Consider the following 21,035-nt stretch of genomic DNA (forward strand, 5'->3'; position numbering starts at 1 on the left):
TCATGGGAAGACGGGCCACTGCGCAAGCGGTGGGCCCGGAACACGGCGTGTGCCGTGTGCGATCAGCCTAGGCAGCACACCGTTGCTGCGGTAGGCCCGTGGAGGGGGACGTGATGTTGCATTCCGGGAAGCAATGCGAATCACATACCCAGGTCAGACAGCCCCGGATGATCATCCGGGCGGCGCCCCAGTGGCCAGTGGAATCTGCGGTCGCTTTCCTTGATCGGCATGTCGTTGATGCACGAGAAGCGGCGCTGCATCAGGCCATCGGCGCCGAACTCCCAGTTCTCGTTTCCATAGGAGCGGAACCAGTTGCCGGAGTCGTCATGCCACTCATAGGCGTAGCGCACGGCAATGCGGTTGTCGGTGAAGGCCCATAGCTCCTTGATCAGCCGGTACTCAAGCTCCTTGTTCCACTTGCGGGCCAGGAACTGCCGGGCTTCCTCGCGGCCATGGGTGAACTCGGCACGGTTGCGCCACTCGGTGTCCAGCGAATAGGCCAGCGAAACCTTGTCGGCATCGCGGGTGTTCCAGCCATCTTCGGCAAGGCGCACTTTCTCGATGGCCGATTCACGGGTGAACGGGGGAAGTGGCGGACGGGGCGCTTCAATGGACACGGTGGGGCCTCCAATCAAGTGGATGAACGGGGTGCTTCGACGGGTTTTGATGACTCAGGCGTCAGTGCCTGGCCTGCTCCAACAACACCGCTGCAACATCCCTTGCAGTGTCTGCGGCGTCGTAGTCGCCCATCACGCGCGAGACGGTGATGGCGCCTTCCATGAGAACCAGCAGCTGCCGCGCCAGTGCGGCGGGCTGCTTGATATCCAGTTGCGTGGTGAGTTCCAGCGTGTAATCCAGCAGCTTCTGCTTGTGATGCCTGGCGATGTGGCGAATCGGATCGTCGGGGTCGCCGACCTCGCCTGCGGTGTTGATGAAGGCGCAGCCGCGATAGCCCTCGGACTGGAACCACCCCTTGAGCACGGTGAACATGCCGAGGACGCGTGCTTCCGCGGTGTCGGCCTTGTTGCACTCCTGCTGGAACCAGTCCAGCCAGCCCACGTCGCGCGCGTTCAATGCCGCAGCGGCCACCTGGTCCTTGTTTTCGAAGTGGCGGTAGATGCTCTTCCGGGCAACGCCGGAGGTCTTCACCAGCAGGTCCATGCCGGTGGCGTGGATTCCGTTCTGGTAGATCAGCGCCTCGGCCGTGGCCAGGATCTTCTGCGCGGTGTCGGTGCCGGTCTTGTGCATGGCTGCAAGGTAGAACGACCATTCTACCTTGTCAACGGGCAATGGTTGGCGGTTCGTGTGCGCACAACCGTGCAAGACGATCTATCAAGAAATCCGGACAGTTCATCACTCAGGCGCCTGATTGCTGGCGCAAAGTACGCCTCACCACCCACACATGAGAGTTCCCGCATGAACACCTTCGCCCGTACCCTGGCCGTTGCCGCCCTCGCCCTCTGGGTCCAGGCTGGCCTGTCCGCGCAGGCCGCCGAACCGGCCAAGCCGGCAGCAGTCACCGGCATCGCGCGCACCGCCAGCTACATCACCACCGCCGATGGCGTGCAGCTCTACTACAAGGACTGGGGCCCGAAGGACGGCCCGGTCGTCACCTTCAGCCACGGCTGGCCGCTGAACTCGGACAGCTGGGAATCGCAGATGATCTTCCTGGCCAACCACGGCTACCGCGTCATTGCCCATGACCGTCGTGGCCACGGCCGTTCCAGCCAGCCGTGGGATGGCAATGACATGGATCACTACGCCGATGACCTGGCCACGGTGATCAACACGCTCGACCTGCATGACGTCACCCTGGTGGGCTTCTCCACGGGCGGCGGCGAAGTGGCGCGCTACATCGGCCGCCATGGCACCGGTCGGGTCAAGAAGGCGGTGCTGATCAGCTCGGTGCCGCCGTTAATGCTGAAGACCGCCGACAACCCCAATGGCCTGCCGATGGAAGTGTTCGATGGCATCCGCAAGGCGCAGATGGACAACCGCGCGCAGCTGTACAAGGACATCCCGTCGGGCCCGTTCTACGGCTTCAATCGCCCGGGCGCGAAGGTGTCGCAGGGGCTGATCGATGCCTGGTGGGCGCAGGGCATGCAGGGTGGCCATAAGAACACCTACGATTCGATCGCCGCGTTCTCGGCCACCGACTTCCGCGCCGACCTGAAGAAGTTTGATGTGCCGACGCTGGTGATCCACGGTGATGACGATCAGATCGTGCCGATCGACATCTCGGGCCGCCAGTCGGCGAAGCTGATCAAGGGCGCCAGGCTGATTGTGTACCCGGGTGCGCCGCATGGCCTGACCGATACCCACAAGGACAAGGTCAACCAGGATCTGCTGACGTTCCTGCAGGAAGAGTAAGTCCCCCGAGGCTCCGGCATCTCGCCGGAGCCTTTCTTCAATTGGGCCTGCGCCTCAACCGCCCTGCCCCAGCTCGCGCGCGAGGAACGGCGCCGTCCTGCTGCCTTTGGCCCGCGCCAGCTGCTGCGGCGTTCCCTTCGCGACGATGGTGCCCCCTGCCCCGCCAGCTCCGGGGCCTACATCAATCACCCAGTCCGCCTGCCCGACCGCGCGCATGTCATGCTCGATCATCACCACGGTATTGCCGGCGTCCACCAGCCGCTGCAGTTGCACCAGCAGCCGGTCCGCGTCGGACGCATGCAGGCCGGTGGTGGGTTCATCCAGCACGTAGAGCGTGCGCCCGCGCTGGCTGCGCTGCAGTTCGGTGGCCAGCTTGATGCGTTGCGCTTCACCGCCGGAAAGTTCCGTGGCTGGTTGGCCCAGCCGCAGGTAGCCCAGGCCGATTTCCTGCAGCAACTGCAGCGGCCGGGCGATAGCCTCTTCCCCGCTGAAGAAGGCATGCGCCTGGTCCACCGTCATCTGCAGGACCTCGGCGATGTTGCGGTCATTCCACTGCACCTTCAGCGTGGCGTCGTTGTATCGCGCACCGTGGCAGGTGGGGCACGGCGCATAGACGCTGGGCATGAACAGCAGTTCGACGCTGACGAAACCCTCGCCCTCGCAGGTCTCGCACCGGCCCTTGGCCACGTTGAACGAGAAGCGGCCGGCATCGAAACGGCAGCGGCGCGCGGCCGGTGTTGCGGCGAACAGCTTGCGCACGTGATCGAACAGGCCGGTGTAAGTGGCCAGGTTGGAGCGTGGCGTGCGCCCGATCGGCTTCTGGTCGACCTGCACCACCCGCTGGATGGCGTCGATATTGCCTGCCAATGTGCCCCGCGTCGTCTCGATCACGGTCGGCCCGTCGGTGGGCGCGCTGTCCGCGCTGTCGTCCGCGGGCTCATGCCCGAGGTGCAGCAGCAACAGCTCGGGAAGCGCCTGCGCCATCAGGCTGGATTTGCCTGAACCGGAAATGCCGGTCACGGCCGTCAGCAGCCCCAGCGGCACCTGTGCATCCACGCCCTGCAGGTTGTGGCGGTGGATGCCCTTCAGTTCCAGCCAGCTGCTCGCGTTGCGCTGCCGGCTGGCGGGTGCGGGCACCTGGTCGAACAGATACTGCGCCGTGCGCGACTCCTGGACGTGGCGCAGGCCATCGGGCTCGCCACTGTAGAGAACGCGCCCGCCGTGTTCGCCCGCCTGCGGGCCCACATCCACCAGCCACTGTGCGCGGCGCATCAGCTCCAGATCGTGTTCAACAACGAACACCGAGTTTCCGCCGTCGCGCAAGCGCTCAAGCGCGTCGTACAGCGCCTGGCTGTCGGCCGGATGCAGGCCGGCCGAGGGCTCATCAAGCACGTACAACACACCGAACAGCAGCGAGCTGAGCTGGGTGGCCAGCCGCAGGCGCTGCAGTTCGCCGGCCGACAGGGTTGGCGTGGCGCGGTCCAGCGTGAGGTACCCCAGGCCCAGGTCACGCAGCTGGCGCACCCGCGCCATCACCCCGCCTGCCAATCGTTGTGCCGCCAGGCGCTTCTCCTCTGACAGGGCGGAGGTCAGCCGCACGTCGGGGGCACCCTCGTGGGTCGCCTGGCCACTCGCGGCCCGACGGGCGCGATCGCGGGGTGTCGCGCTCCTGCGGGTGCGAGCGCCCTCGCTGTGCGCGCCGAAATCACCTTGTGCGATGGGCTCCAGCAGCGCCGCCAGCTGGTCCAGCGGCAGCCGCATGAATTCGCCGATATCCACGCCGGCGAAGGTGACCGAGAGTGCCTCCGGCTTCAGGCGCTTTCCGTGGCAGGCCGGGCACAGCCGGCCTTCCATGTAGCGCGACACGCGCTTGCGCATCAGCGCACTCTGGGTGTTGGCAAAGGTATGCAGCACGTAGCGGCGCGCGCCGGTATAGGTGCCCATGTAGCTGGGCTCCTGCTTGCGCTTGAGCGCAGCACGCGTCTCTGCGGGCGTGAACCCGGCATAGACGGGCACGCTGGGCGCTTCCTCGGTGAACAGGATCCAGTCCCGGTCCTTCTTCGGCAACTTCTTCCACGGCACGTCGATGTCGTAGCCCAGCGTGACCAGGATGTCGCGCAGGTTCTGGCCATGCCAGGCCGGCGGCCAGGAGGCGATGGCGCGCTCGCGGATGCTCAGCGAGGGGTCCGGAACCATCAGCGCTTCGGTCACTTCGTAGACATGCCCCAGGCCGTGGCAGGTGCTGCAGGCGCCCTGCGGCGTGTTGGGTGAGAAGTCCTCGGCATACAGCATGGGCTGGTTGGCCGGGTACGCCCCCGCACGCGAGTACATCATGCGCACCAGGCTGGACAGGGTGGTCACGCTGCCCACTGACGAACGCGCATTGCTGGCCCCGCGCTGCTGCTGCAGGGCCACTGCCGGCGGCAGGCCGTCGATGGCGTCCACATCCGGCACGCCCGCCTGATCGATCAGGCGCCTGGCATACGGCGCAACGGACTCGAAGTAGCGCCGCTGCGCCTCTGCAAAGACGGTACCGAAGGCCAACGATGACTTGCCGGAACCTGATACGCCGGAGAACACCACCAGTGCATTGCGCGGAATGGAGACGTCGACATTCTTGAGGTTGTGTTCGCGCGCACCACGCACCTCGACGCAACCGCTGGCGGCGGCAGCGCATGACGATTCACCAAAGGGGGTGTTGGACATTTCAGCGTTCCTGCATTCGGTGGGCGGGCCGCGCAATGGGCGCGCCCGGTAGGCCATTCTCGCTGCTGCGGAGTGAATGGTGTGAGGGCGCAGGAGGCGGAATGCCGCCTTCACCTCCCCTTCCTACGCCGTTGCGCGGCCAAGGGCTAGCGTGAGGCATCTGCACGATAGGAGGCGATCATGCACCCCGATGTACTTGGCTGGATCGCCACGGCGGTTCTGATGGCGACGTTGATCCGGCAGATGGTGAAACAGTGGCAGTCGCCGAACCCCGAGGCGGTATCGAAGTGGCTGTTCGTGGGCCAGATGACCGCGTCCGCGCTGTTTACGGTGTACAGCGCGATGCTGGGCAGCACCGTTTTCGTGGTGACCAATGCGATGTTGCTGTTGACGGCCGTGGTGGGCCAGGTGATGGCCTGGCGCCGTCGTGGCCGACCCCGAACACCCCCGCCCTGCTGATTGTTAACGCGCTTTGCCTGAAGGCTTGACGCCACGTTGCTCCGCCCTTGATGGGGCCGCTCACGATGCAGTTCCTATGCTGGGCGCGCCACCTGAGCCGTGGCACCCAACCTGGAGACCGCACCATGCAGCGTGATCAGAAAGACCTTCCCCACCCGGACCCGGAAGCGCAGAACCCCGATCCTGTCAGTCCACTGCAGGCGAAGCTGCACAACCGCCGCAACCATGACGAGGCGCTGCAGGAAACCTTCCCCGCCAGTGACCCGATCTCTCCCTTTGTTGCTGCACCGACACCGGAAGAGCAGGCCAAGCGCCTTGGGCAGCGGGTCAAGCTGCCAGACCGCCGCGCGGATAGGGAGGCCGCGGGAGGTGACCAGTGATCCGGCGCGGTTTTGCCCGTGTGGCGGTCGCAACAGCACGATTGTCGGGCAGCCTGGGCGCATTCGTCGCCGCGCTGGGTGTGATCATTACCTGGGCCGCCAGCGGGCCGGCCTTCCACTTCAATGATACGTGGCAGCTGGTGGTGAATACGGGAACGACCATCGTGACCTTCCTGATGGTGTTCCTGATCCAGCATACGCAGAACGCCGATACGGCCGCGCTGCACATCAAGCTGGATGAACTGATCCGGGTCAGCAAGGACGCCAACCAGGAGCTGTTGAATCTGGAGTCCATGGAGCCGGCGCATCTTGAAGAGATACGCCAGCGCTACGAGGCACTGGCGAAGACCGCTGCAGACATCAAGTGCAAGAAGGAGCGCTGTATGCCCTGCGATGCGGACGCGGCCGCCGAGGTCTGAAGGGCGCCGCGACGGCGGCAGACCCGCGTGAGGATGTCCTGGAGAAAGGCACTGCCTGGCAGGGCCTTGCAGGGCTGTTCCGACCGGAGGCCATCGACCGGGGACGCAAGCAGTCCCGAGCTACGGTGCCATCGTGAAGCCATGCCGAAGGCTTGCCGGCATTGAAATGCAGCCACGCACAGTGACACGCACCGCGTCGTGAAGGCGGCGCGCAGGCTTTCTGCTGGCGTTCCCATGCCGCCTTCACTTGGCCCTTGCTTTGGCGCAACTGGGCGACGCCTACGCTGAGCGCTCCACTCACTGCGGAGCCCAGTATGGCTATCAAGACGGCGGAAGACCTGTTCATCCACGAACTCTCGGACATCTACAGCGCTGAGAAGCAGCTGACCAAGGCCCTTCCGCGCCTGGCCCGTGCGGCCGAAAATCCGGATCTGGCGGCGGCGTTCGAAACGCACCTGGAAGAAACCCAGGGCCAGATCGAGCGCATCGACCAGGTGGTGGAGGTGCTTGGCATCCGCCTGAAGCGCATCAAGTGCGCGGCGATGGAAGGCCTGGTCGAGGAAGGCAAGGAGGTGATTGACAGCATCGACAAGGGCCCTGTGCGCGATGCTGCCCTGATCGGTGGCGCGCAGAAGGTCGAGCACTACGAGATTGCGTCCTACGGCACCATCGCCGCGCTGGCCAAGCAGCTGGGCTACAAGGATGCCCTTCCCTTGCTGCTGGAGACGCTGGAGGAAGAGAAGGCGACCGATGAAAAGCTGACCCTGCTGGCCAAGGGCGGCGGCAATGCCAAGGCGGCGCAGGCCGCCTGATCGACGCGCCCCGAGGCAGGCCGCCATGGACGGCGGCCTCAGGGTTCGTACAGCACCTGGTCGTCCGGGCAGAAGAAGGTGCGCCGCCGGGTGGTACCCATGTACAGCTTGCTGATCGGGCCACCGCAGACGGGACAGATCCTGCGCGTGTGTACCTGCCAGTGCTTCTTCAACTCGAAGCGGCGCTTCCACTCCAGGAAATCGAAGCTGTAGGCGCGTGCCTGCGTGATCAAGGCGGTGAGCTTGCGCGGCGGCAGGTTACCCAGGCGAGTGGCCGGGTGCACGCCTATGCGGAACAGCACCTCGTTTTTGATGATGTTGCCCACGCCGGCGAAGACGGTCTGGTCCAGAAGCGCGTCACAGACCAGGACGTCCGGCATTGCCTTCAGCTCGCGCCGGGCCAGCTTCGGATCCCAGGCATCGTTCATTACGTCCGCGCGCCAATCGTAGACGTCGTCCAATGGCTCGCCAATGAGCTTTACGGAACAGGCATAGAAGTTCAGCTCGCCATTGTCGAACCCCAGGGACACCCGCGCAGGGGTTGGCTTCCGTTCGTCGATGCGCCAGCTGCCGAACATCATCAGATGGATGCGCAGGGTCTGGTGGCTGAATTCCAACAGAAAGTGCTTGCCCCAGCTGCGAACCGCTTTCACCCTGCGCCCTTGAAGTGGCGACAGATCGATCCGGCTGTTCCCTGAAACGGTGTGGACGACGTGCCCTTTGAAATGCCTCGCAGCCTCGCACAGCAGGACGATGGATGGTCCCTCAGGCATGCTCTCCCTCCTGCAGCAGGGCCTGCAGGCGCAGGGCGTTGCTGGTGGCGTGGCCCAGCGCGGTATTGTCCAGTACGAACCAGAGTGATCGTTGCGTATCCGATTCGAGCTCCAGCTCCCGCGCCAGGCCCGCCAAGGCCTGTTCGCTGTAGGCGCTTCGATAGATCTGCGGCTGGCCGTGCCAGCGCCAATAGCTCCACGTGCGGTCCCCGCCGGGAATCGCAGCTGAGGGTGCCCGTGCCGGGTCCGCTGCAACCCGGGCAACACCATGGTCGCTCAGCAGGGCGTCCGCTTCCATAGTGAACCAACTGGGATGGCGCGGCTCGCAGGCCACATCGACCTGGGTACGTGCGCGCAGACCCTGCAGAAATCCCTCCGCCGTCTCCGGTTCGTATGCCAGGCTGGGTGGCAACTGGAGCAGCAGCGGCCCCAACCTGTCACCCAGTGCCAGCACGCCATCGAGGAACCGCTGCAGCGGTGGCATTGCATCGCGAAGCCGGTGTTCATGGCTGATCGAGCGCGGCATCTTCACTGCGAAGCGGAAATGGTCCGGTACGCTCGCAGCCCACCGTGCATAGGTGCTGGGCAGGTGCGGACGGTAGAACGAGGAGTTGATCTCGACCATGGGCAGGCGGGTGGCGTAGCGTTGAAGAACGCTAGTGCCCTGCCCAAAGGCTCCCTGCGCCGACCGGGACAGTGACCAGCCGGCGCAACCGATGCGTACCGGACCAGACGGCGACGGAGCTGTGTTCATCGCGCCACCCAGCCGTCAGGTTCCAGAGCGCGGCTGGCAACGCCTTCCACATTTGACTGCGTCACCGACAGCAGGCGATCGAGCGCGCTGGTGCCTGAAGCCAGCGCCGATGCGCTGCGCACGAAGCCTGTCCAGTCGGAGATGGCGATCTTTCCCAGCGCCAGTTCATCCACCCGCACGCAGCACATCCGCCAATGGGGGAACTGCCGCCGGCCCACCCTCCCCCGGTTGAGTTCGACCACGCCGCTGTGGCTGCCGGCTGCCAGGATCCGCTTGTACGCGCCGTTGACCCCAGCTTCGGGACCTTCGAGGTACTGCAGGAAGCGGGTGCCATCAAACAACAGCGTACCGGTGACATCGGCGGATTCATTGAACAGCACCGCGTCCATCACAAGCTGCTGCAGTCGTTCCGCAGTCAGGCTGCCGGACGCTTCACTTACATAGGCAATCGCGCGAAGAGGCATGACACCACCGGTTGTTGCAGACAGCTCTACCTTAGCGATGCGCATCGTACGCGCGGTGAGACCAGTGTGGAGGGTGCGTTGAATCGGGGCGCAGATCTTCTGCATCGCGTTGACGGCATGGATCGCGTTCGCCCAAGCACCCGGTGTAGATCCGCTTCCTGAGATGAAAGCGCACGACGGTTTCCCCGGTGGCTGGCGTAGACTGGCTGCGGGGTCAGCGCTTGGCCTGGGCACCGGGCGTTTCGTCCCGATGGAGGAACGCGCCGACCAGGCCGTCCTGGTTGTCTTCCAGCCAGCGCGCCATCGCGACTTCTTCCTGCAGGATCTGGCCACACACGGCCGCAATGTCGTGCGCTCCGGCGCGCTCGGCAGCGATCACCAGCGCCCGGTAAGTCGCGATCTCGGTATTTTCGAAGCCGAAGGAAATACCGATGCTCTTGACCACCTCGTCTTCCATCAGGCTGTTGCCGGCTGCATGGATCGCTGCGGTCATGCTGGCGAACAGGCCTTTCGCGGTGGGTACGCTTCCGCCGAGGGCTTCAATGCACTCACGGAGGGACGCTGCCTGCTGTTGCGTCTCCTGGACGTGCTGGCCTATGCGCGCGGCGAGGTGAGGATAGTTCTCGATCCGCGAAGCCATGGCCTTCATCATGGTCTCCGCTTCCTGCTCCATGGCATAGGCATCCTGCAGCCATTTCAGCAGGCGCTCGCTTCGGACGCTGGTCCTGTGTGCCATCTCGATCTCCGGTACGAGGCGACATGCCTCCGGAGACCATGATGGAGGGCGGGTAATCACCGCCTTGTCGGCCCACGTGAGGCTCCGGACGTGAGTGCTCCACGGCCTGCTGATGCGGCGATAACATCCAGCGATTGCGTTCGGCCCCAGGGCCTGACTCAGAGGGTCATCGAGCCGGATGGCGCTGAAGCCGGGAGGTGCTCGCGGTTGGCATCCATGGCCCGCCCGCCTTCCATCGTCATAAGAACCTGCACCACGCGATGCTGGACCCGATGCCCACTCTCCTCCATGCCCACGATATACACAAAGCGGCCATCGAACTTGGCCTGCGCCGCCTCCAGGGCGGTGTCGGCCTGAAGAGCTCGCTTCAGCGACTTCATCCACGCCCGCTCAGGTGCGCGATCAAGCTCCATAACAACGGCGCTGCCACCGCAGTCCAGAGACATGCTCTCGACACGCAGCATGCGGGGCGAAGCAGGATCGGTTGCAGGTCGATGCATGGCGGAAACTCCAGTGTCGAAGATGGCGGCAGTAATCCATGGCCGCTGCCAAAATGCCGTCAACAAACGCCGGGCACTTTCCACGCCACTTCGACAGTATTGGCAACACCTGCCCCAGCTTCGCACCGGGCTGACATTCCACACGCGCAGCGTTGATGCAGCACAGCACACACTGCAGTTCCCGAGGCAATACAGGCATGCGCGCATGCAACCCGATATGAGCCGGCGCAGGTGCAACCTGCTGCTGGTGGAAGATCAGTTGGATCTGGCCGCACTGATGGAGCAGGCGCTCGAAGACGGAGGAGGCCAGGTAACCCATGCGTACAGCGTGTTTGATGCAATGGGTCTGTTGGAGAAGCAGACGTTCGATGGCGCCGTGCTGGATGTGGAGCTTCGTGACGGCGTGGTCTTTCCGGTCGCCGATCGCTTGGCCGAGCTCGGTATCCCCTTCCTGTTTGTCTCTGCGGTCTATGACCAACTGGTGCCGCAGCGCCACCGAAGCGCGGCCTTCGTGGCCAAACCTTTCCATATCGCCCAGTTGCAGCAGGCCGTCCAACGCGTGATGGGCGACGCCTGCACGCCCCTGGCCACGCACTGATCCTGCGCCGCGGTCAACTCAGTGGGGTGTCAGCAAGGGAAAGCCCATTTCACTTGTCCCGGGCCGCCCTGCGAAATTCGGGAAGGTCGGCCTACAGCAGCGTATCGACCAGTCAGGCCGCTTTAGCATAGGGTTCGACGATCGAGAGGAGCTTTTCCATCGCCGTAGCTCCCGCCTGGTTCGTCGCCGCCCGCTGGATGAAACTGGTCCAGTCAGCAAGGGCGATCATCCGCAGCTCATCCGTACTGACTGGCAGGCAGCGCATTGGCCAGAACGGCAACCGCCGTTGCCCGACACGCCCGCGAGCAAGTTCCATCAGGGCGGCGTGGCTACCGGCGCCGCTGACGCGGGAGAAGGCCACATCCAGCCCATCGGCGGGGCCCTCCATGTATTGCAGGAAGTGCCGGCCGTCGAATAAAAGGACGCCGGTCACACCCGCTGATCGGTTGAAGCGGGCCGCGTCTTCCATCAGTGCTTTCAAGCGCTCGGACGTGAACCCAGATACGGCTTCGCTGACATAGACAATGGCTCTGTTCGGCATGGTGGCGCTCCTGCTTTCCCGGTCGCTCAATCTAAGGCCGGTGTCGTTGAGAGGCCGTAAACGCCAAACGTGAATTGGTCACATATTGCCCGGCGATTCCTGGTTTTTCACAGCATTTCCGTTATTTCCCGCCACGGCGCGCCGAAACGGCTGATTTTCAGGCCGACAGGATCGGCTGGCCTGCCGCCGGGGCGGCGCCCAACCCGCCCATCTCCGCCAGGTAGGCTGAAAACCCGCCTGTCGCGCGCCCTGCCAGGCGGGCACTGGTCATGACGAGCGGGGCACCCGCCCACCGAACATCAGCGCCGAGACGCTGCAATGTTCTCACCAGCTGGACGTCCTCCCCGCAGTGCAGTGGTGCAAAGCCGCCTGCCGCACGATAGGCCTGTGCGGAAACACCCAGGTTCGCACCGTGGATACGCCCATGATCGTCCCCCCATTGCTGCCGCCTCCGGAACGCCTTGCGCAGGCGCTCCTCGGCGCTGCAGTTCGTTGCGATGTCCACCAGCCCGCAGAAGACGTCCCGGCGTCCCTCAAGCTGTGCGACCAGCCACTCAGGAGGTACCTCGCTGTCCGCGTCCGTGCTCGCCAGCCATCGTGCACCCCGGCCCAGCAACTCGGTGGCGGCCGTGGCCCGGGCGATGCCGACGCAGCGTGCAGCCAACCGCAGCGTATCAACCCGTTGCTGGGCGCAGATGGATTCCGTGGCGTCCGAACAATCGTCCAGCGCAACAATCACCTCCACCGCTTCGCCGCCCAGCGCGGGATTCAGGGCCGCTCTCCTGATCGACTGCAGGCACCGCTCCATGCTGGCTGCCTCGTTGTGGGCCGGAACCAGCACGCCTATCACCGCAGGCCCTCCAGACGGGCCAACGACATCGCGCCGCGCGTCCACCCCTGCAGTACGAAGTCCGCGTCGCGATAGTGGAAGGCCTCCTGCAGGCCTTCACCCAGGCATCGATGCACGACCTCGGTGCGGCTCGCGCGTCCCGGGAACGAAGGCAGCCAATGGCAGGCCACCAGCAGCCCGTCATCGCGAAGCGCTTCCCCGATACCGGCGCGCAGCTCGCGCAGTGCGCCGGCTCCCAGGTAGTAGCCCATTTCGCCGCAGACGATCAGATCGAAGCGGCCCGGCGGCCATTGCTCGGGATGGCTGGCGCAATGGACCTGCACGTGCGGCAGGTGGGCCAGGTTGCGGCGCGCCTGGAACGCAGCACGCGGGCTGATGTCGGTTGCCAGAAGTCGCTCGCAACGGGCGGCCAGGGCCTCGGTCAGTACGCCATTGGAACAACCCAGCTCCCACCCGCGAGTGAAATGACGCTGGCTCAGGCTTGCCAGCAGCAGTGCACGCTTGCGTTCTTCATACCATCGGCTTCGGTAGCCGAACGGGTCCTCCTGCTCATGCAGGTCATCGAAGTACGGTTGCGCGCTCATGCCAGGAATACCTCGTAGTTTCGGAAGAATCGGGTCAGTACATGCGCGGGCAGCACCGGAGGGCTGTTCAAGCCCGGCACGTCGCCCGTCTGCGTCCGGAAATGCGCGATCGCGTTTCGTTTCGCGGCCGCCACCGCTGAAATGTCGACCAGTCTGGGCACCTCCCACGCCATATGTGCACAGGCCGGATCCAGCCAGTGCCATCCCCAGACCGGGTACTCCAGGCGGTGGCACCCCACCGCCCGGGCGGCGCGGCAGGCAGCACGGCCTGCCGCTTCATGGTCGGGGTGGCCATCAAACCGCCATGGCGCCAGTACCAGGTCGCGGGGCTGCAGATGCTGTTGCAGCCAGCCTTCCAGGCCCTGTTCGTGCGTGCTGACCGCGCCGTCGGCGATACCCAGGTGAAATATGGAACCGGCCGGGATGCCGAGTTCGCCCAATGCCGCGGCAAGCTCCTCCCGTCGTGCCGACCGCAAGCGCCTTGGCGTCCACCACGGCTCGCCCGGATAGCATGCTTCGCCGTCCGTCACGGCAACGACGCTGACCTTCATGCCCTGCCCCACTGCGTGATGGAGCAGTCCGCCACAGCCGAGGATCTCGTCGTCCGGGTGCGGCGCGACCACCACCAGGCGGTCATGCCCGGTGCACAGTGCGCTTGCCGGTGTGATCGGCTGCTGCCAGAGCCAATTACAGCGCAGCCATGCCTGCTCCTGGGTTCCTTCGCCTTGCAGCGGTGCTTTGGCTACAGCGCCCATGTCGCCTCCTGGGCCGCCCGCTGCCCACCCAGCCATTCCCAATCGCGGTCGGCGTGGTTCTGGCGAAGGAACACGGTCAGGTCAGCGCAGCGTTGGGCATGGGCGTCTTCCAGGCACATGGGCGCCGGGCCCAGGGCCCGACCCGCCAGATCCAGCACGCGCGTAGCCGCACGCTCGACCACGCAACGTACCCTCACCACGTCCTCGCGATGTGCCGATTCGGGCTCGGCATCGATGCGTGCCGCCAGTTCGCGGAGCAGCGCCGCGGCCGGCGCCAACGCGAGGTCCACCTCACCCAGTAGACGTGCGCGATTTCCCTCGGTGCAGGCTGATCGCATGCGCTCGGCCAGCGCGACCGCTGCGCCAAACCAGACCGCCGCAATACCCGCGCCTCCATGCCAGAAGCCAGGTCGCTGCAGGTAGTCATCGCGCGCGCCCAGTATCACCATCGGCGCGGCATCAAAGCGCACGGTGGTGGATGGAATCCCGGCCATGCCGACGGCGGGCCATGGCTCACCCGACAACGTCGTCCAGTGCTCCGCCGCGACCTGGCATAACCACACCCCCTGGGCACTGCGGACCGTGACCAATGCGGCATCCACCCAGGCGCTGCCCGAACACCAGGGCTTGTCCCCGCGCAGCCTGCCCTCGGCGTCGATGCGGAGGGTGCTGGCCGGGCCCTCTGCCGCCCACACCGCCAGCAATCTGCCTTCAGCAGCCGACGGTGCCTTCAACTCGGCCATGATCGCCTGCGCGTCGTAGTGTGCCTCCAGCACCTTGGCCAGGCAGAGATCTTCGCCCCCCAAGGCCGCAAGCGCCCTCCAACGATCCAGGGTCTGCCCGCATCCCGGTAATGGCAGTTCAGGCTGCTGGACGAGTACCTGCCGGGCGCGATTGATCAACGATGATGGCGGCGTCACATCCTGCATGAGGGCTTCTGCAATGAAGACATGTCATGAACGTAGGCGGCCGGCGGTCACATCACTGTCTTGGAGGTGTGGCGGGCACATGAATGCCCTGCGCAGTGATCCTCACGCACCTGCCCCACGCCGTCGCTGCCTCACGCGCAGGCACTGCTGCAATTCCCACAGCCATGGCAGCACCACCAGTACCAGCGCCGGCAACAGCACAAGCCACCAGGCCTCAAGCGCCGCGGGATCCACGCCCAGCGACCACCGCGGCTGCACGTGCCAGCCGACCCAGCCCAGCAGAACCCAAGGCGCGGCATCGAGCACGCTGTGCACGTGCTGCTCCGCTGGACTGATACGCCGGCGACCATCCGCGCTGACGGTGTCGAAATAGCCGGTGATCGCGTGTGCGATGACCAGAAGCGCCAGGAGCGCGAGGAGTGACCGGGTATTCTCCAGCAGGAGCCAGGCCAGCACGCCACTGCCAATCAGCAGTAGCTGCAGCCCGTGCAGTGCACTTTCCCGCAACGCAGAGGTGTGCGGCAGGTCGGTACGCCGGTGGAAGTGGAAGTCGAGCCAACCGGCGGCCAACCAGAGCGCATAGATACATGCGATGAGGATCGCGCTCATGGCGGCATGCTCAGGGTGTCAATACGATCTTTCGGCAGTCGTCGTCCTTGGCGTCAAACATCGCGTAGCCCTGCGCCGCATCGGCCAGTCGCATCCTGTGCGAGATGATGTCACCCGGGTCCAGCTTTCCTTCCATGATTGCGTCGAGCAGTTCCGGCATCAGTCCCTGCACATGGGTCTGCCCCATCTTGAACGTCAGCCCCTTGTCGAACGCGTCACCCAGCAGGAAGCCATGGATGAAGCCGGCGTAGACGCCTGGGATGCTGACCACACCGCCGCGGCGCGCTGCCGCGATGCACTGCCGGATCGCCACGCCGCTGCTGCCTTCCAGTTTCACGGCGGTCAATGCTGACTCCAGCGCACTACCCTCGGCCTCGAAGCCTACCGCCTCGATGCAGGCGTCCACGCCCCGCCCGCTGGTCTGGGCAAGGATGTAGTCAGCAGGGTCTTCGATCTCGTTGAAATCGATGGGGGTCACCCCGTAGGCCCGGCGCGCATAATCAAGGCGGTACCGAAGATGATCGATCATGAAGATGGTCTCGGCCCCCAGCAGGCGGCAGCAGGCCGCGCTCATCAGCCCGACCGGGCCCGCGCCGAAGATGGCCACCGTTGAGCCCGGCTTCACCCCTGCGTTCAGCGCGGCCTGGTAGCCGGTGGGGAGGATGTCAGACAGGAACAGGACCTGCTCGTCGGCCACGCCTTCCGGAATACGTAGCGGGCCCACATTCGCCTTGGGCACGCGCACGAACTCCGCTTGGCCACCGGCAACCCCGCCATACAGATGGCTGTAGCCGAACAGCGCGGCCGGCGGCAGAAGGCCCTTCTGATTCAGCGCGGCGCCCTTGCCGGTATTGGTGGTTTCGCAGGCGGCATACTCGGCCAGCCGACAGTGGAAGCACTCACCACAGGCGATCACGAAGGGAATCACCACCCGATCCCCCGGCTTCACTTGGGTAACGCCGCTGCCGACCTCTTCCACGACGCCCATGAATTCGTGGCCCAGCACATCGCCGTCGTGCAGATCCGGAATCTTGCCCCGATAGAGATGCAAGTCCGAGCCGCAGATGGCGGTAGCGGTAACACGCAGGATCAGGTCGTCATCAGCGGCCAGTACCGGGTCCGGCACGGTCTCGACGCGTACATCCTTGCGGCCGTGGTAGGTCAATGCCTGCATCGCGGTTCTCCAGCAAGAGGGGGTTCCAGCATCGCAACACCCCCCTCCCCCTGCGGTGACATCCCGGTGTGCATGGTGTTCATTTCGCGACGTCACCGCGTTAACCGGACGGGTCGCACGCTTCAACCTCCTGCTGCAGGAGCGACCCATGACCGACAAGCTTCCCTTCAATCCGACCACGGACGTGGATGATCAGTCGAAGGCACATACGCCCGACAAGCGGCGCAATGATCGAGCCAAATGGAAGGAGCACGACATGCCCGACGATGGCGATGGCCCCAAGGCTGTACCCGAGGACTACGAGCGTCCTGATCCCGATCCAACAGGAAAGCGTTGAGTCCGCCTCACATACTGGATGCGCCGGATTCACAGCTCATGGCCCGCTGGCGGCGCAAGCTTCATCACGGCCATTGAAACAGCCTGAACGAGGTGTTGCATGTGGAAACGCAACGGTCTCTCGCTGGTGCTGCTCGTGCTTACCGTCGTATTCATCGGTGGGCAGGCAGTTGCGGGACATCACGTGCACAACCAGGAGCTGGTGCAGCACGGACGCACGCCGATCGATCTCTGGCACTACCTGGCAACCGGGCATTTCGTCAGCGCCACATTCGAGAACTGGGAGAGCGAATTCCTGCAGATGGGGATGTATGTTCTTCTGACGGTCAGCCTGCGCCAGCGCGGTTCGGCCGAGTCGCGACCCTTGGACCCTGCGCAGGAACAGAATCGCGTCGAGCCGGGGCCCACGCCCTGGCCCGTCAGGCGTGGTGGCGCATGGAAGATCATCTATGGCCATTCGCTTGCGATCGCCTTCGGCCTGTTGTTCCTGGCCAGCTTTACGCTGCATGCATTGGGAAGCTGGCGAGCCGAACAGGCCGAGCAGCGGCTGCAGGGCCTGCCAGTGCCGGGCTTTCTCGAGCACCTGGCCAGCAGCACGTTCTGGTTCGAATCGATGCAGAACTGGCAAAGTGAGTTTCTGGCCGTGCTGTCTCTGGTTGTGCTGACCATCTTCCTGCGCCAGAAGGATTCGCCACAGTCCAAGCCGGTCGAAGCGCCACATGCACAGACAGGAGATTGAGACATGGCACGCCCTCCTTCTACCGCCCTGCTGATCATCGACATGTTCAGCCGGTTCGACTTCCCAGGTGCAGACGCGCTGGCGCCAGTGGCAGAGAGGGCGGCCCGGCAGATCCGCCGCCTGAGGGATCACTTCGATGACCGTAAGTGGCCAGTCATCTATGCCAATGACAACTTTTCTGACTGGAAGCGGGATTTCCGCCAGCAAGTGGAGCAGTGCCAGCGGGACGGGGGGACGGCTGCGCGAATTGCCACAGCCCTTTCACCCCTGCCCGGCCACTATTTCGTGCTCAAGCCCAAGCACTCGGCATTCCTCGCCAGTCCCTTGCCGATTCTGTTGGCCAAGCTGGGGGTGCGCCGTCTTTGCCTCACTGGCATGACGGCCGACTCGTGTGTCCTCGCCACGGCGCTGGACGCCAACGCCAGGGAGTTCGAGGTCGTGGTGGCACTGGACGCTGTGGCGGCGATGCCCTCCCAGAAACGGCGTGCACTGGCAGTGCTGGCGGACTCGGGCGCAGCCCGGGTCGCTCGACTTTCGTCGTTGGTCTCTGCGTAATCGGCAGGATCCACCCGAGGCAGCTCAGGCCCGGTCCGCTACACCCTGTACACCGGCATGACCGGCGCAATGTGCACAGCAGAAGATCTGGCCCTTTCCTTCGACGCCATGCCCGATTACCGCGCAGTCGCAATGTGCGCAGCGTGGCGCGAATGCATGGATCGCGCACTCGAACGAATCGAAGGTTCCGCTGCGTCCGCCCTGCTGCAGGGTGAAACTCTTGTCGTAGTTGTTGCCGCAGACATCACAGGTGGCCATGTGGCACCTCTTCGTGCGTAAGGAAGGTGCAGTGTGTTGAGCGTGGGTGTCGGTGACCGTGAACGCAGTGTGCCCAGGAGGTCCAGAATACGCATTGCAAGGTACTCGTAAAACGTGCCCCGCCCAGTTGACGGGTGGACTATCCAGGCGTGCGTTTTGCCTGGTCAAACGCTTGCCGCGTTCTGCATTGGTGGGAATTCGGCACGTTTCCGGATCGGTAGCGAAGAGCCCGCACGCGAGGGGCCGGCTGCAGAACGTGCAGCTGGATCTGAGCCCGGCGCCGCTGCAGCTGCGGGGTGCCTATAGCCACCGGCACTCGGTCACCGCGCGGGTTCGGGCGCTGCTGGAGTTCATCCAGCCTCGGCTGCAGGGCGGTGATCCTGTTCCAGTGAACCCATCGCAGCCGTAATGCCGAACAGGTCATCGACACTCTATCGACCTAAACCCGCAATGCCTCGAGCACCAGGCTGAACGCCGGGGATGGCTGCCGCCTGCTCGGGTAATACAGATGATAGCCGGGGAACAGCGGGCACCAGTCCTCCAGTACCCGCACCAGGCGGCCGCTTTCCAGATGGGGTGCCAGCTCATCAACGGGCAGATGCACCAGGCCCAGGTCGTCAAGCGCGGCATCGACCATGTGCGGTGACGTGCTGAACACCAACGGGCCATCCACGCGCACATTGATCTCGCGACCCTTCTTCTCGTACTCCCAGACATACAGTCCACCGCTGGTGGGCAGGCGGATGTTGATGCATCGGTGACCGGTCAGATCACCTGGCACCTTCGGCATTCCGTGCGCAGCGAAGTACGCCGGCGTCCCTGCGGTGGCCATGCGCAGGCGTGGGCCAATGGGCAGGGCGACCATGTCCTTGTCGATGGATTCACCGAGACGAACACCGGCGTCGAAGCGATCGGCAACGATGTCACGCAGTGCATAGCTGACATCGAACTCGATGCGGATGTCCGGATAGCGGTGCAGCAGCGGCATCAGCTTGGGCAGCAGCACCGTGCGCAGTACGTGGTCGCCACTGGTGATCCTGACCTGCCCGGCCGGTGTGTCCCTCAATGCAGTAAGAGCTTCGAGCTCCATTTCGATGTCGTCGAAGTGGTTGCCGATCGACTGCAGCAGGCGCTCGCCTGCCGTGGTCGGCGAAACGCTGCGCGTCGTGCGGGTCAGCAGCCGGATGCCGAGACTCTCTTCCAGGGTCTTGATGGCCTGGCTCAGTGCGGACTGGGTAACCCCCAGCACGCCCGCCGCGCGGGTGAAGCTGCCCTCCCGCGCTACGGTCACGAAAGCCAGCAGGTCATTGAAGTTGCGTCGTGCCATGCGTGCAGTGTGTCACAGGAATTAATTAGCACAACTAATTGAGCTATTCGCAATTGATTATCTAATCAAATACCCGCGCGTGGTCCAGACTGGCCCCCTCCCCCACCACGGGAGCTCCGGCAGCCGGAGCCTTCCGCCGTCACCGCCCTTCTGGGCCTGGAAACCTTCATGAGTTCACTCAATCTCCCCCCGGCTGGGGCAGGCATGGCCGCGCCTGTCCGCTCGGCGACCCCCAGGGAATGGGGCGCGGTGTTGGCCCTGTCACTCGGCGCCTTCGCGCTGGTCGCTTCCGAATTCATGCCGGTCAGCCTGCTGACGCCCATCGCCACCGACCTGCAGGTCAGTGAAGGCCAGGCAGGCCAGGCGATCGCGGTGTCCGGTGCATTTGCACTGGTCACCAGCCTGCTGGTCTCGCCACTGGCCGGGCAGCTGGACCGCAAATGGCTGCTGCTGGGCCTCACTACCGCAATGATCCTCTCGGGAACGCTGGCGGCACTGGCGCCCAGCTTCCCGGTGTTCATGCTGGGCCGTGCGCTGATCGGCGTGGCCATCGGTGGCTTCTGGGCCATGTCGGCGGCCACCGCCATGCGCCTGGTTCCTTCGCACCAGGTGCCCCGCGCACTGGCCATCGTCAATGGCGGCAACGCGCTTGCCACCGTCATTGCAGCGCCGATGGGCAGTTACTTCGGCGCCATCATCGGTTGGCGCGGCGCGTTCTTCTCGCTGGTGCCGGTGGCTGTGGTGGCCCTGCTGTGGAAGATCGCCGCGCTGCCATCGATGAAGGCGACCGCCGGGCGCGCTTCGTGGAATGTGTTCTCGCTGTTGAAGCGCCCGCCGGTGGCGTGGGGCATGGTGGGCGTGAGCCTGTTCTTCATGGGCCAGTTCTCGCTGTTCACCTACCTGCGCCCGTTCGTGGAAGCCACGCTACACGTATCGCCTTCGACGTTGTCGCTGTTGCTGCTGTTGATGGGGGCTGCGGGCCTGGCTGGCACGGTGTTGATCGAGCCCTTCGTGCACAAGGCACTGTTCCGCACACTGGTGCTGCTGCCAGCACTGATGGCCATGGTGGCGGTGTGCATGATCCTGCTCGGCAACACGCTGCCGAGGGTGGCGGTGTTGTTCGCCCTGTGGGGCTTGCTTGGCACGTCGGCGCCCGTGGCCTGGTGGTCGTGGCTGGCCCGCACCCTGCCCGATGACGGCGAGGCCGGTGGCGGCCTGATGGTGGCCGTGGTGCAGATGGCCATCGCCATCGGTGCGACCGTGGGCGGCCTGCTGCTGGACCACCAGGGCTACCGCGCCACGTTCTGGTTCAGCGCTGTCCTGCTGCTGGGCTCGGTGGTGACGTCCTGCATCGCTGCGCGCTCGGCGCAGCACCATCGCCTGCCTGTCCATTCCTGAAGGAGTTCC

General features: G+C 64.8%; 27 protein-coding genes. 10 read left to right on the forward strand and 17 right to left on the reverse strand.

Annotation, left to right across the window (positions count from 1 at the left end):
* Positions 1 to 140 precede the first annotated feature (140 nt).
* Entirely contained in the window at positions 141 to 617 is a 477-nt protein-coding gene (locus CCR98_RS10885; RefSeq protein ID WP_087922607.1) for a nuclear transport factor 2 family protein, read from the reverse strand.
* Positions 618 to 678: 61 nt separating this feature from the next.
* Complete coding sequence (locus CCR98_RS10890) at positions 679 to 1,248, reverse strand: TetR family transcriptional regulator (RefSeq protein WP_087922608.1); 570 nt, start codon at positions 1,246 to 1,248, stop codon at positions 679 to 681.
* A 168-nt stretch (positions 1,249 to 1,416) separates the two neighbouring features.
* Here CCR98_RS10890 and CCR98_RS10895 point away from each other — a divergent pair, with 168 nt between their 5' ends.
* Positions 1,417 to 2,370, forward strand: coding sequence for an alpha/beta hydrolase (locus CCR98_RS10895; RefSeq protein ID WP_087922609.1), 954 nt, complete (start codon positions 1,417 to 1,419; stop codon positions 2,368 to 2,370).
* A 54-nt stretch (positions 2,371 to 2,424) separates the two neighbouring features.
* Here CCR98_RS10895 and CCR98_RS10900 read toward each other — a convergent pair whose 3' ends face one another.
* Positions 2,425 to 5,076 (reverse strand): excinuclease ABC subunit UvrA, encoded by a 2,652-nt coding sequence (locus tag CCR98_RS10900; RefSeq protein WP_087922610.1) that lies wholly within the window; start codon positions 5,074 to 5,076, stop codon positions 2,425 to 2,427.
* Between the two features lie 177 nt (positions 5,077 to 5,253).
* On the opposite strand from CCR98_RS10900, the gene CCR98_RS10905 reads away from it, so the two are divergent.
* The 4 genes from CCR98_RS10905 to CCR98_RS10920 all read left to right on the forward strand — a co-directional run bounded on the left by CCR98_RS10905 (position 5,254) and on the right by CCR98_RS10920 (position 7,146).
* Entirely contained in the window at positions 5,254 to 5,535 is a 282-nt protein-coding gene (locus CCR98_RS10905) for a hypothetical protein (protein ID WP_180844340.1), read from the forward strand.
* A 125-nt stretch (positions 5,536 to 5,660) separates the two neighbouring features.
* On the forward strand, positions 5,661 to 5,915 hold the full coding sequence (locus CCR98_RS10910) for a hypothetical protein (protein ID WP_087924174.1): 255 nt from the start codon (positions 5,661 to 5,663) through the stop codon (positions 5,913 to 5,915).
* Complete coding sequence (locus tag CCR98_RS10915; RefSeq protein ID WP_087922611.1) at positions 5,912 to 6,334, forward strand: low affinity iron permease family protein; 423 nt, start codon at positions 5,912 to 5,914, stop codon at positions 6,332 to 6,334. The genes CCR98_RS10910 and CCR98_RS10915 overlap by 4 nt, the downstream gene beginning before the upstream one ends.
* Before the next feature lie 314 nt (positions 6,335 to 6,648).
* Positions 6,649 to 7,146, forward strand: coding sequence for a DUF892 family protein (locus CCR98_RS10920; protein ID WP_005416567.1), 498 nt, complete (start codon positions 6,649 to 6,651; stop codon positions 7,144 to 7,146).
* Between the two features lie 38 nt (positions 7,147 to 7,184).
* Here CCR98_RS10920 and CCR98_RS10925 read toward each other — a convergent pair whose 3' ends face one another.
* From CCR98_RS10925 to CCR98_RS21330, 5 genes are all read right to left on the reverse strand, one after another.
* Positions 7,185 to 7,919 (reverse strand): DNA-formamidopyrimidine glycosylase family protein, encoded by a 735-nt coding sequence (locus tag CCR98_RS10925; protein WP_087922612.1) that lies wholly within the window; start codon positions 7,917 to 7,919, stop codon positions 7,185 to 7,187.
* Positions 7,912 to 8,673 (reverse strand): DUF72 domain-containing protein, encoded by a 762-nt coding sequence (locus CCR98_RS10930; protein ID WP_087922613.1) that lies wholly within the window; start codon positions 8,671 to 8,673, stop codon positions 7,912 to 7,914. Before CCR98_RS10930 ends, CCR98_RS10925 begins: the two co-directional genes overlap by 8 nt.
* Entirely contained in the window at positions 8,670 to 9,137 is a 468-nt protein-coding gene (locus tag CCR98_RS10935) for a BLUF domain-containing protein (RefSeq protein WP_087922614.1), read from the reverse strand. Before CCR98_RS10935 ends, CCR98_RS10930 begins: the two co-directional genes overlap by 4 nt.
* Before the next feature lie 214 nt (positions 9,138 to 9,351).
* Positions 9,352 to 9,873 (reverse strand): ferritin-like domain-containing protein, encoded by a 522-nt coding sequence (locus tag CCR98_RS10940; protein ID WP_087922615.1) that lies wholly within the window; start codon positions 9,871 to 9,873, stop codon positions 9,352 to 9,354.
* 158 nt (positions 9,874 to 10,031) lie between these two features.
* Positions 10,032 to 10,373: a hypothetical protein gene (locus CCR98_RS21330; protein ID WP_232462999.1), complete on the reverse strand. Its 342-nt coding sequence runs from the start codon at positions 10,371 to 10,373 to the stop codon at positions 10,032 to 10,034.
* Between the two features lie 205 nt (positions 10,374 to 10,578).
* Here CCR98_RS21330 and CCR98_RS10950 point away from each other — a divergent pair, with 205 nt between their 5' ends.
* On the forward strand, positions 10,579 to 10,971 hold the full coding sequence (locus tag CCR98_RS10950; protein ID WP_087922616.1) for a response regulator: 393 nt from the start codon (positions 10,579 to 10,581) through the stop codon (positions 10,969 to 10,971).
* Positions 10,972 to 11,083: 112 nt separating this feature from the next.
* On the opposite strand, the gene CCR98_RS10955 is transcribed toward CCR98_RS10950, so the two are convergent.
* The 7 genes from CCR98_RS10955 to CCR98_RS10985 form a co-directional block, all read right to left on the reverse strand.
* Positions 11,084 to 11,512 (reverse strand): BLUF domain-containing protein, encoded by a 429-nt coding sequence (locus CCR98_RS10955; RefSeq protein ID WP_087922617.1) that lies wholly within the window; start codon positions 11,510 to 11,512, stop codon positions 11,084 to 11,086.
* Between the two features lie 157 nt (positions 11,513 to 11,669).
* Positions 11,670 to 12,362 carry a glycosyltransferase gene (locus tag CCR98_RS10960; protein WP_087922618.1) on the reverse strand — a complete coding sequence of 231 codons (693 nt, stop codon included), beginning with the start codon at positions 12,360 to 12,362 and terminating at the stop codon, positions 11,670 to 11,672.
* The gene (locus CCR98_RS10965; protein ID WP_049422297.1) at positions 12,359 to 12,946 is read right to left on the reverse strand and encodes an SAM-dependent methyltransferase; all 588 of its coding nucleotides are present in this window, start codon (positions 12,944 to 12,946) and stop codon (positions 12,359 to 12,361) included. Before CCR98_RS10965 ends, CCR98_RS10960 begins: the two co-directional genes overlap by 4 nt.
* Entirely contained in the window at positions 12,943 to 13,701 is a 759-nt protein-coding gene (locus tag CCR98_RS10970) for a PIG-L family deacetylase (protein ID WP_087922619.1), read from the reverse strand. Before CCR98_RS10970 ends, CCR98_RS10965 begins: the two co-directional genes overlap by 4 nt.
* Complete coding sequence (locus CCR98_RS10975; RefSeq protein WP_087922620.1) at positions 13,689 to 14,630, reverse strand: acyl-CoA dehydrogenase; 942 nt, start codon at positions 14,628 to 14,630, stop codon at positions 13,689 to 13,691. Before CCR98_RS10975 ends, CCR98_RS10970 begins: the two co-directional genes overlap by 13 nt.
* Positions 14,631 to 14,732: 102 nt before the next feature.
* Positions 14,733 to 15,239: a hypothetical protein gene (locus tag CCR98_RS10980; RefSeq protein WP_087922621.1), complete on the reverse strand. Its 507-nt coding sequence runs from the start codon at positions 15,237 to 15,239 to the stop codon at positions 14,733 to 14,735.
* 10 nt (positions 15,240 to 15,249) lie between these two features.
* Positions 15,250 to 16,413: a zinc-dependent alcohol dehydrogenase gene (locus CCR98_RS10985; protein WP_087922622.1), complete on the reverse strand. Its 1,164-nt coding sequence runs from the start codon at positions 16,411 to 16,413 to the stop codon at positions 15,250 to 15,252.
* A 148-nt stretch (positions 16,414 to 16,561) separates the two neighbouring features.
* Here CCR98_RS10985 and CCR98_RS10990 point away from each other — a divergent pair, with 148 nt between their 5' ends.
* The 3 genes from CCR98_RS10990 to CCR98_RS11000 all read left to right on the forward strand — a co-directional run bounded on the left by CCR98_RS10990 (position 16,562) and on the right by CCR98_RS11000 (position 18,043).
* Positions 16,562 to 16,750, forward strand: coding sequence for a hypothetical protein (locus CCR98_RS10990; protein WP_081352294.1), 189 nt, complete (start codon positions 16,562 to 16,564; stop codon positions 16,748 to 16,750).
* Between the two features lie 99 nt (positions 16,751 to 16,849).
* Positions 16,850 to 17,488, forward strand: coding sequence for a DUF6766 family protein (locus tag CCR98_RS10995; RefSeq protein WP_087922623.1), 639 nt, complete (start codon positions 16,850 to 16,852; stop codon positions 17,486 to 17,488).
* Positions 17,489 to 17,491: 3 nt separating this feature from the next.
* A complete protein-coding gene (locus tag CCR98_RS11000) occupies positions 17,492 to 18,043 on the forward strand; it encodes a cysteine hydrolase (RefSeq protein WP_087922624.1) in 552 nt (183 codons plus the stop codon).
* A 24-nt stretch (positions 18,044 to 18,067) separates the two neighbouring features.
* On the opposite strand, the gene CCR98_RS21420 is transcribed toward CCR98_RS11000, so the two are convergent.
* Together CCR98_RS21420 and CCR98_RS11015 are read right to left on the reverse strand one after the other, a co-directional pair.
* On the reverse strand, positions 18,068 to 18,301 hold the full coding sequence (locus CCR98_RS21420; protein WP_049422290.1) for a hypothetical protein: 234 nt from the start codon (positions 18,299 to 18,301) through the stop codon (positions 18,068 to 18,070).
* Between the two features lie 439 nt (positions 18,302 to 18,740).
* A complete protein-coding gene (locus tag CCR98_RS11015; RefSeq protein WP_087922626.1) occupies positions 18,741 to 19,628 on the reverse strand; it encodes a LysR family transcriptional regulator in 888 nt (295 codons plus the stop codon).
* Positions 19,629 to 19,796: 168 nt separating this feature from the next.
* Between CCR98_RS11015 and CCR98_RS11020 the strand changes: the two genes are divergently transcribed.
* Positions 19,797 to 21,026 carry an MFS transporter gene (locus CCR98_RS11020; RefSeq protein WP_087922627.1) on the forward strand — a complete coding sequence of 410 codons (1,230 nt, stop codon included), beginning with the start codon at positions 19,797 to 19,799 and terminating at the stop codon, positions 21,024 to 21,026.
* Positions 21,027 to 21,035: the final 9 nt, after the last annotated feature.

Origin of the sequence: Stenotrophomonas sp. WZN-1, from assembly GCF_002192255.1 — a bacterium.
Classification (GTDB): domain Bacteria; phylum Pseudomonadota; class Gammaproteobacteria; order Xanthomonadales; family Xanthomonadaceae; genus Stenotrophomonas.

What these genes read in the sequence shown, in the direction of transcription:
- CCR98_RS10890 (WP_087922608.1), bottom strand. Translation starts at nt 1,248, where the DNA reads ATGCACAAGACCGGCACCGACACCGCGCAGAAGATCCTGGCCACGGCC.
- CCR98_RS10895 (WP_087922609.1), top strand. Translation starts at nt 1,417, where the DNA reads ATGAACACCTTCGCCCGTACCCTGGCCGTTGCCGCCCTCGCCCTCTGG.
- CCR98_RS10900 (WP_087922610.1), bottom strand. Translation starts at nt 5,076, where the DNA reads ATGTCCAACACCCCCTTTGGTGAATCGTCATGCGCTGCCGCCGCCAGC.
- CCR98_RS10910 (WP_087924174.1), top strand. Translation starts at nt 5,661, where the DNA reads ATGCAGCGTGATCAGAAAGACCTTCCCCACCCGGACCCGGAAGCGCAG.
- CCR98_RS10920 (WP_005416567.1), top strand. Translation starts at nt 6,649, where the DNA reads ATGGCTATCAAGACGGCGGAAGACCTGTTCATCCACGAACTCTCGGAC.
- CCR98_RS10925 (WP_087922612.1), bottom strand. Translation starts at nt 7,919, where the DNA reads ATGCCTGAGGGACCATCCATCGTCCTGCTGTGCGAGGCTGCGAGGCAT.
- CCR98_RS10930 (WP_087922613.1), bottom strand. Translation starts at nt 8,673, where the DNA reads ATGAACACAGCTCCGTCGCCGTCTGGTCCGGTACGCATCGGTTGCGCC.
- CCR98_RS10935 (WP_087922614.1), bottom strand. Translation starts at nt 9,137, where the DNA reads ATGCCTCTTCGCGCGATTGCCTATGTAAGTGAAGCGTCCGGCAGCCTG.
- CCR98_RS10940 (WP_087922615.1), bottom strand. Translation starts at nt 9,873, where the DNA reads ATGGCACACAGGACCAGCGTCCGAAGCGAGCGCCTGCTGAAATGGCTG.
- CCR98_RS21330 (WP_232462999.1), bottom strand. Translation starts at nt 10,373, where the DNA reads ATGCATCGACCTGCAACCGATCCTGCTTCGCCCCGCATGCTGCGTGTC.
- CCR98_RS10950 (WP_087922616.1), top strand. Translation starts at nt 10,579, where the DNA reads ATGCAACCCGATATGAGCCGGCGCAGGTGCAACCTGCTGCTGGTGGAA.
- CCR98_RS10955 (WP_087922617.1), bottom strand. Translation starts at nt 11,512, where the DNA reads ATGCCGAACAGAGCCATTGTCTATGTCAGCGAAGCCGTATCTGGGTTC.
- CCR98_RS10965 (WP_049422297.1), bottom strand. Translation starts at nt 12,946, where the DNA reads ATGAGCGCGCAACCGTACTTCGATGACCTGCATGAGCAGGAGGACCCG.
- CCR98_RS10970 (WP_087922619.1), bottom strand. Translation starts at nt 13,701, where the DNA reads ATGGGCGCTGTAGCCAAAGCACCGCTGCAAGGCGAAGGAACCCAGGAG.
- CCR98_RS10975 (WP_087922620.1), bottom strand. Translation starts at nt 14,630, where the DNA reads ATGCAGGATGTGACGCCGCCATCATCGTTGATCAATCGCGCCCGGCAG.
- CCR98_RS10980 (WP_087922621.1), bottom strand. Translation starts at nt 15,239, where the DNA reads ATGAGCGCGATCCTCATCGCATGTATCTATGCGCTCTGGTTGGCCGCC.
- CCR98_RS10985 (WP_087922622.1), bottom strand. Translation starts at nt 16,413, where the DNA reads ATGCAGGCATTGACCTACCACGGCCGCAAGGATGTACGCGTCGAGACC.
- CCR98_RS10990 (WP_081352294.1), top strand. Translation starts at nt 16,562, where the DNA reads ATGACCGACAAGCTTCCCTTCAATCCGACCACGGACGTGGATGATCAG.
- CCR98_RS10995 (WP_087922623.1), top strand. Translation starts at nt 16,850, where the DNA reads ATGTGGAAACGCAACGGTCTCTCGCTGGTGCTGCTCGTGCTTACCGTC.
- CCR98_RS11000 (WP_087922624.1), top strand. Translation starts at nt 17,492, where the DNA reads ATGGCACGCCCTCCTTCTACCGCCCTGCTGATCATCGACATGTTCAGC.
- CCR98_RS21420 (WP_049422290.1), bottom strand. Translation starts at nt 18,301, where the DNA reads ATGGCCACCTGTGATGTCTGCGGCAACAACTACGACAAGAGTTTCACC.
- CCR98_RS11015 (WP_087922626.1), bottom strand. Translation starts at nt 19,628, where the DNA reads ATGGCACGACGCAACTTCAATGACCTGCTGGCTTTCGTGACCGTAGCG.
- CCR98_RS11020 (WP_087922627.1), top strand. Translation starts at nt 19,797, where the DNA reads ATGAGTTCACTCAATCTCCCCCCGGCTGGGGCAGGCATGGCCGCGCCT.